9 protein-coding genes are annotated in these 8,998 nt (G+C 30.1%); 8 read left to right on the top strand and 1 reads right to left on the bottom strand.

The annotated features are described in order from the left end of the window. The first annotated feature begins 68 nt into the window (after positions 1 to 68). The 8 genes from NSA58_RS01200 (at position 69) to NSA58_RS01165 (ending at position 7,859) form a co-directional block, all read left to right on the top strand. Positions 69 to 1,508, top strand: coding sequence for a spore germination protein (locus NSA58_RS01200; RefSeq protein WP_257559984.1), 1,440 nt, complete (start codon positions 69 to 71; stop codon positions 1,506 to 1,508). Positions 1,509 to 1,608: 100 nt separating this feature from the next. Beyond that, the gene (locus NSA58_RS01195; RefSeq protein WP_039678323.1) at positions 1,609 to 1,950 is read left to right on the top strand and encodes a DUF6054 family protein; all 342 of its coding nucleotides are present in this window, start codon (positions 1,609 to 1,611) and stop codon (positions 1,948 to 1,950) included. Positions 1,951 to 1,954: 4 nt separating this feature from the next. Beyond that, positions 1,955 to 2,809, top strand: a complete 855-nt coding sequence (locus tag NSA58_RS01190) for a metallophosphoesterase (RefSeq protein WP_079764713.1) — start codon at positions 1,955 to 1,957, stop codon at positions 2,807 to 2,809. 172 nt (positions 2,810 to 2,981) lie between these two features. Beyond that, positions 2,982 to 3,635, top strand: a complete 654-nt coding sequence (locus NSA58_RS01185) for an FMN-dependent NADH-azoreductase (protein ID WP_039678324.1) — start codon at positions 2,982 to 2,984, stop codon at positions 3,633 to 3,635. A gap of 153 nt (positions 3,636 to 3,788) precedes the next feature. After that, positions 3,789 to 5,180: a TldD/PmbA family protein gene (locus NSA58_RS01180; RefSeq protein WP_074079063.1), complete on the top strand. Its 1,392-nt coding sequence runs from the start codon at positions 3,789 to 3,791 to the stop codon at positions 5,178 to 5,180. Then, a complete protein-coding gene (locus tag NSA58_RS01175) occupies positions 5,181 to 6,524 on the top strand; it encodes a TldD/PmbA family protein (protein ID WP_039678326.1) in 1,344 nt (447 codons plus the stop codon). It begins immediately after the preceding gene. A gap of 21 nt (positions 6,525 to 6,545) precedes the next feature. Further along, entirely contained in the window at positions 6,546 to 7,025 is a 480-nt protein-coding gene (locus tag NSA58_RS01170) for an LURP-one-related/scramblase family protein (protein WP_039678327.1), read from the top strand. 78 nt (positions 7,026 to 7,103) lie between these two features. Then, positions 7,104 to 7,859 carry a GntR family transcriptional regulator gene (locus tag NSA58_RS01165; protein ID WP_039678328.1) on the top strand — a complete coding sequence of 252 codons (756 nt, stop codon included), beginning with the start codon at positions 7,104 to 7,106 and terminating at the stop codon, positions 7,857 to 7,859. A gap of 173 nt (positions 7,860 to 8,032) precedes the next feature. Here NSA58_RS01165 and NSA58_RS01160 read toward each other — a convergent pair whose 3' ends face one another. Next, positions 8,033 to 8,758, bottom strand: a complete 726-nt coding sequence (locus NSA58_RS01160; RefSeq protein ID WP_039678329.1) for a GntR family transcriptional regulator — start codon at positions 8,756 to 8,758, stop codon at positions 8,033 to 8,035. Positions 8,759 to 8,998 lie beyond the last annotated feature (240 nt).

Here is an 8,998-nt window from a genome sequence, read left to right as displayed (position 1 = left end):
TCTTGGATAATAAAATTTCAATCATATATTAAAGTAAATAGTAGAAAATAAATATATTAAGAATTGAGGTGATTAATATTAAATTAACTAAAAACGTAAATCAAAACTATACCAATATATTATCAAAACTTAAAGTTAAAAAAAGTTTTGACTTAGTTTCAAGAGAAATAAATATTGGCGGTAGGAAAGCTTACCTATTCTTTGTTGATGGGTTTATGAAAGATGAAGTTGCAGAGCGAATATTAAATAAATTCATTTCTATAACAAAAGAAGAAATGGATAAAGTAAATAACATCACAGATTTCATAAATTCCTACATAGCTCATATTGAAGCAGACAAAGAGAATGAAATTGATAAAATAGTATCTGGTGTACTATCTGGACCTATGGCTATAATTATAGATGGATTAGACGAAGCAGTTATGTTAGATGTACGTACTTATCCATCTAGGGGACCTGAAGAACCACAAAAAGAGCAAACCTTAAAAGGTGCAAAAGACGGATTTGTTGAGACTTTAGTAATGAATACAGCACTTATAAGAAGAAGAGTAAGAGATGAAAATTTAGTTTTTGAGATGATGAATGTAGGTAACAAATCTAAAACCGATGTGTGTATAGGTTACATAGAAGGACTTGCAAAAACAGATAATGTTAAATTAATAAAGAAAAAAATAGAAAGCATTGATGTAAGAGCATTAGTAATGGGAGACCAAAGCTTAGTTGAAACTCTAACAAAATCAAAATGGTATAACCCATTTCCTAAAATAAAAACTACACAAAGACCAGACGTAGCATCAGCTCACGTATTAGAAGGTAAGATACTTATATTAATAGATACGTCGCCAAATATTATAGTAGTTCCAGTAAGCATTCTTGATTTTATGCAAGAAGCTGATGATTATTACCAACCTATAATAACTGGAAATTACTTAAGACTTGTTAGAAATTTTACTTTATTAACTACATTGATTTTGACTCCCGTATATTTATTGCTAATAGAATACATTGATAGACTTCCATTATGGCTAAAATTTATTGAACCAGAAAAAGGTTATGCAGTACCATTAATAATACAGTTTTTATTATTAGAGTTAGCTGTAGATGCCTTAAAACTTGCTTCATTAAACACTCCAGGAGCCCTAGGAATGTCACTATCTGTTGTTGGAGCATTAATACTTGGAGATTTTGCTATTAAAACAGAATGGTTTGTTCCTGATACCATATTATATACAGCGATTGTATCTTTAGGAGGATTTGCTCAAACAAGTATTGAGTTGGGATTTGCAATAAAACTGTGTAGGATACTTTTATTAGTTTTAACCTCATTATTTAAAGTATGGGGACTTATAATAGGATTAATAATTGTATTAATACTACTTGCTACAAACAAGACTATAATGGGACAATCGTATATTTACCCATTATATCCATTTGATAGTAATGCATTGAAACATTTATTGTTTAGAACACCAATAAAATCTAAGGAAAAAAATAGCATTGTAAAATAGAAGAAATTTTGTAAGATTTAAGCTAGTCATAAGACTAGCTTTTATTTTGCAAAAAATATATGTATAATCAACTTATAAACTATATTAGGGGGATAAAAAATTGAATTCAGATAATTTTAAAGTCAAGTTATCTCTTAGAGATGCAATATCAAAGCTAGACGATAACATAATCAGACAAAGTGTAACAGGTGAGAAAATAGACTACCATGTAATCACAGGAAACGAAGATAATGGGGCTATATTAATAGTCTATGAAAAATACTTCCAACGAGTAGGCAATAGAATTACATTAACTGTAGTGATGGATAATTTAGATGGCCAAACGAAAGTCCATTCTATTGGTGGAGGCGCTGCACAAGGTATGTTTTTCAAATTTGATTGGGGTGCTAGTGAAAGCTTTACATCTTTACCTAGAGAAATTTTTAGAATGGATATAATATAAAAATATGAAAGTTATTAAAAATAGAAAAAGAGCAGTTATTATTACTTTAGTTTTACTGATAGGAAGTTGTTTATTTTTATATTATGAAAATAACAGCATAGTAATTTCAAAATACAGTTACACAAATGAGAAAATTCCATCAAGTTTCAAAAACTTAAAAATACTCCAAATCTCAGATTTTCATAATGCTCAGTTTGGTAAAAATCAAAGTTTGGTAGTAAAGAAGATAAAACAATGTGAACCAGACATAATAGTTATAACTGGTGATTTAATTGATAGAAGAAGATACGATTTAGAAAAATCCATGGATTTAGTTAAACAAATAGTAGATATTGCACCAGTTTATTATGTATCTGGGAATCATGAAGCATGGTCAGGTCATTATGATGAAATAAAAAAAGCTTTATTAAGTGAAAATGTTAAAGTTTTAGATAATGATAGCGTAGACATACAAAAAGGTGAGGACTCTATTACTTTAATTGGTGTAAAAGATCCTGATTTTTTAACATCTAATTATATTGAGGGTACTGATTATAGTGAATTAGAGAAATATTTGGAGTCTGTAAGTAAGGACAATGATTTTGAAATTTTACTTAGTCATAGACCGGAACTTATGTGGCTTTATAAGAAATGCAAGGTAGACTTAGTTTTCACTGGTCATGTTCATGGTGGGCAAATTAGACTTCCTTTTGTTGGTGGTATTATTGGACCAGATCAAGGATTTTTCCCTAAATATGATTCAGGAGAGTTTGTAGAGGAAGATACTACTATGATTTTAAGTCGTGGACTGGGAAACAGTGTATTTCCTTTTAGAATTTTCAATAGACCAGAACTTGTCTTAGTGGAGCTTGGTAAGTAGACAATGAGTGTCAGCTGGAAATAGTGGAAGATGTTATGGAGTAGTCTACACTTAAATTTATATGTTTTTACATCCAGAAACTTAACTAAACATTATAAAATAGAGTAATAAGGGAAAACTATTAAAATAATGATTTAAAATATTTTCTATTAAAATAATGAAGGAGTAAACTATGGAGAAAAAATTACTATATATAAGTGTTAACTCAAAGCCAGAACACTTATCATCATGTAAAACTGTCGCTAGAACGTTTATCAATAAGTTTTTAGAAAAAAATAAAGATTTTAAAGTTGAAGAAGTTGATTTATACAAAAATCATATTCCGAGACTAGAATATCAATATTTTGAGGATAGAAATTGTGTAATAAAAGAAGAAGATGCAAAGAAATTACCACAAAAAGACCAAGATGAAATAAAAATAATAAGAGACTTATGTGAACAATTCAAAAGTGCTGACATGTATGTAATAGCTGCACCTATGTGGAGTTTATCTTTTCCGGCACCATTAAAAGAGTACATTGACTGCGTAGTACAAGTTGGAAAGACAATTACTTTTGAAAAGGGTAAAAAGCCACAAGGGTTACTAAATGATAAGTATAGAGCTTTAGTTTATGTTGAATCTGCTGGAGGAAATATACCTTTACTGCTAGATCCTATAATGGACAAGGGTGAAAATTATATATCAAGCATAATGAAAACACTGGGAATAAAAAAAGTTCACGAAATTAAAGTAGATAATACTGGAACAACAGAAGAAGAAAGAAAAGCTGCTATAAATAAAGCTGAGAATGAAATAGACCATATGATTAATAGTTTAGAATTTTAATCCATATAAGTAAATTTATAAAAGAGAAATAGGTTTACAAAAACAAAATAATTATAAGTAAGGGCGTTACATTTTTGTAACGCCTTTTAAAATATGTTAAAACTTCTACAAAAATTGGTATAATATACATATACAAAAAACAGGAGGAATACTATGATCTCAAAACAAATAGCAACTAGAGTGCTAGAACAATGTTTAATCACAGGTGGAGATTTTGCAGAAATATTTGAAGAAGACTGCATAAATAACAACCTAAGTCTTATAGATAGTAAAATAGAAAACGTACTAGGGGGAAGAACTTACGGAATAGGAATAAGAATTTTCAAAGGGTTCAACAGTGTTTACGCTTATACCAATGACAACTCGCTTGAATCCATGTTAGACACTGCCTATAAAGCAGCACTAGCTTTAGGTCGTGCAGGGGAAGAAAAAGTCATAGTACTAAACAACTGTAAAAGAACTACTGACATAAACCCAATAAAACTAAATCCAAACAGTGTGGATTACCAACATAAAATAAACGTAATGAAAACAGCTTATAAAAGTGCAAAAGATTACAGCAGCGATATATCACAAGTAAGTGTAAACTATTTAGACAAAGAACAAAATGTGCTAATTGCCAATACAGAAGGATTATACACAGAAGATAAAAGAGTAAGAACTAGACTTTCCATAACTTCAGTAGCATCAAGAGGAAATGAAAATCAAACTGGTCATGAAGGACCTGGAGCTTGCAAAGGGTTTGAACTATTTGAAGATATAGATCCAGAGTATTATGGAAGAGAAGCGTCAAGAGTTGCATACACAATGCTAAATGCGAAAAACTGTCCAGCAGGTAAAATGACTGTTGCCATAGACAACGGTTTTGGGGGAGTTATATTCCATGAGGCTTGTGGTCACTCACTTGAAGCAACATCAGTAGCAAAAGGAAACTCGGTATTTACTGATAAAATAGGTCAGCAAATAGCATCAACTAAGGTAACTGCCATAGATGATGGAACACTACCTAATCACTGGGGTTCAGCAAATATAGATGATGAAGGAACTCCAACTCAGAGAAATGTACTCATAGAAAATGGAATACTAAAAGCATATATGGTAGACAAATTAAATGGAAGAAGAATGAACACAGCGCCTACTGGAAGTTCTCGTAGACAAAGTTATAAATTTGCCCCAACTTCTAGGATGACAAACACATTTATAGCGCCAGGAACTGATAAGGTAGAGGATATTATTAAATCAATAGATAACGGACTTTATGCTAAGAAAATGGGCGGAGGATCTGTTAACCCTGTAACTGGAGAATTTAACTTTGCTGTGGCTGAAGGATACTTGGTAAAAAACGGAGAGATAAAAGAAGCAGTAAGAGGTGCCAGTCTTATAGGAAAAGGTAGTGAAGTTCTTATGAATATAGACATGGTAGGAGACAATTTAGCTCAGGCTCAAGGAATGTGTGGTTCATCATCTGGCTCAATTCCAACTAACGTAGGTCAGCCTATGATAAGAGTTAAAGAGATAACAGTTGGTGGAAGGAGTGAAGAATAAATGAACTTTTTGGAATTTAAGAATTTATTATTTGAAAAAGCAGAAATGGCTGGATTTAATGAGTGTGAAATTTATTTTAGTGATGGAGAAAGCATAAGCATAAGTGTTTATGAAGGAGAAGTGGAAAAATACAACTTAGCTAAGTCATTTGGACTTTCTTTTAGAGGAAAGATAAATGGAAAAATGGGTTACTCATATACTGAAATTTTAGATGAAGCTGCCGTAGATATGTTAATTAACAGTGCGAAAAACAGTGCCAACTTAATTGAAAATGATGATGAAACTTTCATATATGGTGGAGACAAAATTTATAGTGAAGTGAAAACTTATTCAAAAGAACTGGAAAATATAGACCCAGCAAAAATGATAGATTTAGCATTAGATTTAGAAAAAGAAGTTAAAAACTACAGTGACAAAGTAGTAAATATAAATGGCTGTAAAATTTCTTACTCTTCATCAAACTACGGTATTTACAATAGTAAAGGATTGGAGCTTACAAACAAAGACAACATACTAACTTCTTATGTAGTACCAGTAGTAGAAGATGAAAGTGGAAAAAATGACGGTGTAGGCTATGTGGTGGCATCCTCTTTAGAAGAAGTTAAACCAAAGGAAATGGCTGGCCAAGGTGTTGAAGAAGCACTATCTAAACTAGGTGGAAAAAGCATTCCATCAGGAAGTTACAATACAATCATATACAATGAAGCCATGGTTCAATTGCTAGAAACTTTTGCAGGAACTTTCAGTGCAGATGCAGCTCAAAAAGGTCTTTCACTTTTAAAAGGAAAAGAAGGACAAATGATAGCATCACCAATTGTTACTATTGTAGATGATCCACTTATGTATGGAGGTTTAGCATCAGCACCATTTGACGATGAAGGTGTAGCAACTTTCACAAAAGAATTAGTTCATGAAGGAAAATTAAACACTCTACTTCACAACTTAAAAACAGCTCATAAACAAGGAGTAAAATCTACAGGAAACGGGTTTAAAGCATCTTATGCCTCTTCAGTTAATGTAAGTGAAAGTAATTTATATCTTAGAGCAGGAGAAAAATCTTTCCAAGATTTAATGGAAGAAATTAATGAAGGTGTAATCATTACAGATTTAGCAGGACTTCATTCAGGAGCAAACACAGTAAGTGGAGATTTCTCCCTTGCAGCTAAAGGATTCTACGTAAAAGATGGTAAGAAAACTTTCCCAGTGGAGCAAATAACACTGGCAGGAAACTACTTTGACTTATTAAAAAATATAACAGTTATAGGAAATGATTTAAAATTCCCAATGAGCAATGTTGGTTCACCATCAGTAATAGCAACAGGACTTTCTATAGCAGGAAAATAAGAAATATAAAAGGGGAAAAATATGAGATATTACATGAAATCAAAATTCTTCAAAATAAAAGAGGACTTTTGGATAAAAAATAAGTATGACGAAGAAGTATACTTTGTAGACAATAAATTCTTAACTTTTGGTTTACAATTTGATATATTAAAAAACAACAGAGTACTTTATTCTGTAAAAGAGAAGCTACTTACTTTTATGTCAAACTACGAAATGTTTGAAAATGGAAATGTGGTAGCTGAAGTAAATCAAAAACTTACATTTTTCAAAGATAAACTAAGTGTAACTAGTAAGTACGGAGACTTAACTATCAAAGGTGACTATTTTGACTATAATTATGGAATATATAAAGGTGGAGAACTTATAGCTCAGGTGACTAAGGAGTTTTTCTCATTTACTGATAATTATTATATCGATATAGATTTTGAAGATGAAGCTTTTGTTTTAGCTTTAGTTGTTATAATAGATAATATTATAGATAAGCAAAAGAACAATAATTAGATAAAGTTTTTTACTTGGATTAAATGAATAACTTAGTGTATAATTTAAAATATCAATTGATATGCTGGAGGATACATAATGCAACGAATAAAAAGTAAATCTCTTACTAATGAAGTAAAAGATGCTATATATAAATATATAAAATCATTAGATTTATCAAAAGATACAAAACTTCCAAGTGAAGAAAATATGGCTCAACTTATAGGTGTAAGTAGAATAACAATAAGATCTGCACTAAATGAGCTTGCATCAGAAGGTGTAATTTTTAGAAGACAAGGTAAAGGGACGTTTGTAAATAGTGAAGCTCTTAAAATGAAAGCACAACTTAATCCAGTAAAGCAGTTTACTGACATTATAGAAAGTAGTGGATACAAATCATCCATAAAGGCTTTAGGATATGAAATAGTAAATGCTGATTTTAATTTAAGTAATTTATTGAAAATAAAAGAAAATGAACCTTTAGTAGCGGTAAAGAAAATTTTTTACGCAGATGAGAATCCTTGTACTTATTGTGTAGATTATTTTCCACTAAGCTTGTTGGAAAATGAAAATGAATGTGATGACTTAAATAGATATGATGAGTCTATATTCAAATTTTTAAGAGATAAAGCTGGTGTAAGTATAAGTTGGGACAAAGTTGAAATTAAAACTATAACCAATGTAGAAAATGAAGAATTAAACAATCCATTTGAATGTGAAGATAAAGTAAAATCATTCTTGCTTTTAGAAGGTATAAATTTTGATGAAAATGATAGGCCTGTAATGTATATAAAAGAGTATATAGATACTACATTTATAAGATTTAACATAATAAGACAAAGACTAATGGGATAATTAAATATTTAAAAATGGGCTGTCGTACCAAGAACTTTAAACATCATATATAGTAGTAATTAATTTTATCAAATAACTGTATATGATGTTTATATATTTTAGTGCGATAGCCCCTTTGTTTAATATGAGAATACTAATTTAGTAATTATAACTATATTATTGTGTAAGTATTATTATTTTATATGTCTTATCTTATATACAAATTTATCGCTTCTAGCAACACTTAGAGTAAACTCAATAACTATATTGTCATCATTGTATGTAGTACGAAGTAGTTTTAAACAAGCTGAGTCTAATGGTACATCTAATAATTCTGCCTCTTGGTCAGATATTATTCCAGCAGAAAACTCTTCATCAGCTACTTTAATAATTTCTCCATAATCTTCTTTAAATATCTCGTATAAAGGTTTTTCAATAACTTTTTCTTTTGTCAAACCTATAAATTGTCTTAGAGGTAGGTATGTTCTCTCAATCATCATAGGAATATTATCAGCCAGCCTTAGACGCACTATTTTTATCATTTTTTCTCCAGGTTTTATACCTAGTTTTTCGGAAAAGTATTTTGTACTTTCTACTACTTCAAATGATAATACCTTTGTACTTGGTTTTTTTCCTTGTGATTTCATATGATCTGTAAAGCTGTAACTGTCCATTAAATTTTGTGAACTTTGATTAAGAGCAGAAACAAAAGTTCCCTTTCCATGTCTTTTATATATATAGCCCATATGTTCTAAATCAGCCATAGCTAATCTAACTGTAGTTCTGCTGACTCCATATTCATCACAAATTCTTCTTTCTGATAGCATTCTATCATTTGCTTCCATCTCGTTTTCAATTTTATTTCTTAGTATTTCAACAAGCTGATCGTATATTGGTCTTTTATCATTTCTGTTTATCATAAAAATTATAATCCTCTCTAAGTGGTTATTACCACATTTAATTATAAAATAAATAACTATTTATGTCAATGAGTAAAATACAGGGATTACTTAGTATGCCATACTATTAATTTATACTAAAAGTATATAGTATTGACAAAATAAAAAAAATGAGTTACATTCAAGGTGGTAATAACCACTTGGTTAAAATGTTATTTATTAGATTTTATATATTAATTTATTATTATCTAAAGGGAAAAT

The sequence above is a fragment of the Terrisporobacter muris genome, assembly GCF_024621905.1.
Classification (GTDB): Bacteria; Bacillota; Clostridia; order Peptostreptococcales; family Peptostreptococcaceae; genus Terrisporobacter; species Terrisporobacter muris.
This window is presented reverse-complemented; position numbering and strand designations above follow the sequence as displayed.

What these genes read in the sequence shown, in the direction of transcription:
- NSA58_RS01190 (WP_079764713.1), top strand. Translation starts at nt 1,955, where the DNA reads ATGAAAGTTATTAAAAATAGAAAAAGAGCAGTTATTATTACTTTAGTT.
- NSA58_RS01185 (WP_039678324.1), top strand. Translation starts at nt 2,982, where the DNA reads ATGGAGAAAAAATTACTATATATAAGTGTTAACTCAAAGCCAGAACAC.
- NSA58_RS01180 (WP_074079063.1), top strand. Translation starts at nt 3,789, where the DNA reads ATGATCTCAAAACAAATAGCAACTAGAGTGCTAGAACAATGTTTAATC.
- NSA58_RS01175 (WP_039678326.1), top strand. Translation starts at nt 5,181, where the DNA reads ATGAACTTTTTGGAATTTAAGAATTTATTATTTGAAAAAGCAGAAATG.
- NSA58_RS01170 (WP_039678327.1), top strand. Translation starts at nt 6,546, where the DNA reads ATGAGATATTACATGAAATCAAAATTCTTCAAAATAAAAGAGGACTTT.
- NSA58_RS01165 (WP_039678328.1), top strand. Translation starts at nt 7,104, where the DNA reads ATGCAACGAATAAAAAGTAAATCTCTTACTAATGAAGTAAAAGATGCT.
- NSA58_RS01160 (WP_039678329.1), bottom strand. Translation starts at nt 8,758, where the DNA reads ATGATAAACAGAAATGATAAAAGACCAATATACGATCAGCTTGTTGAA.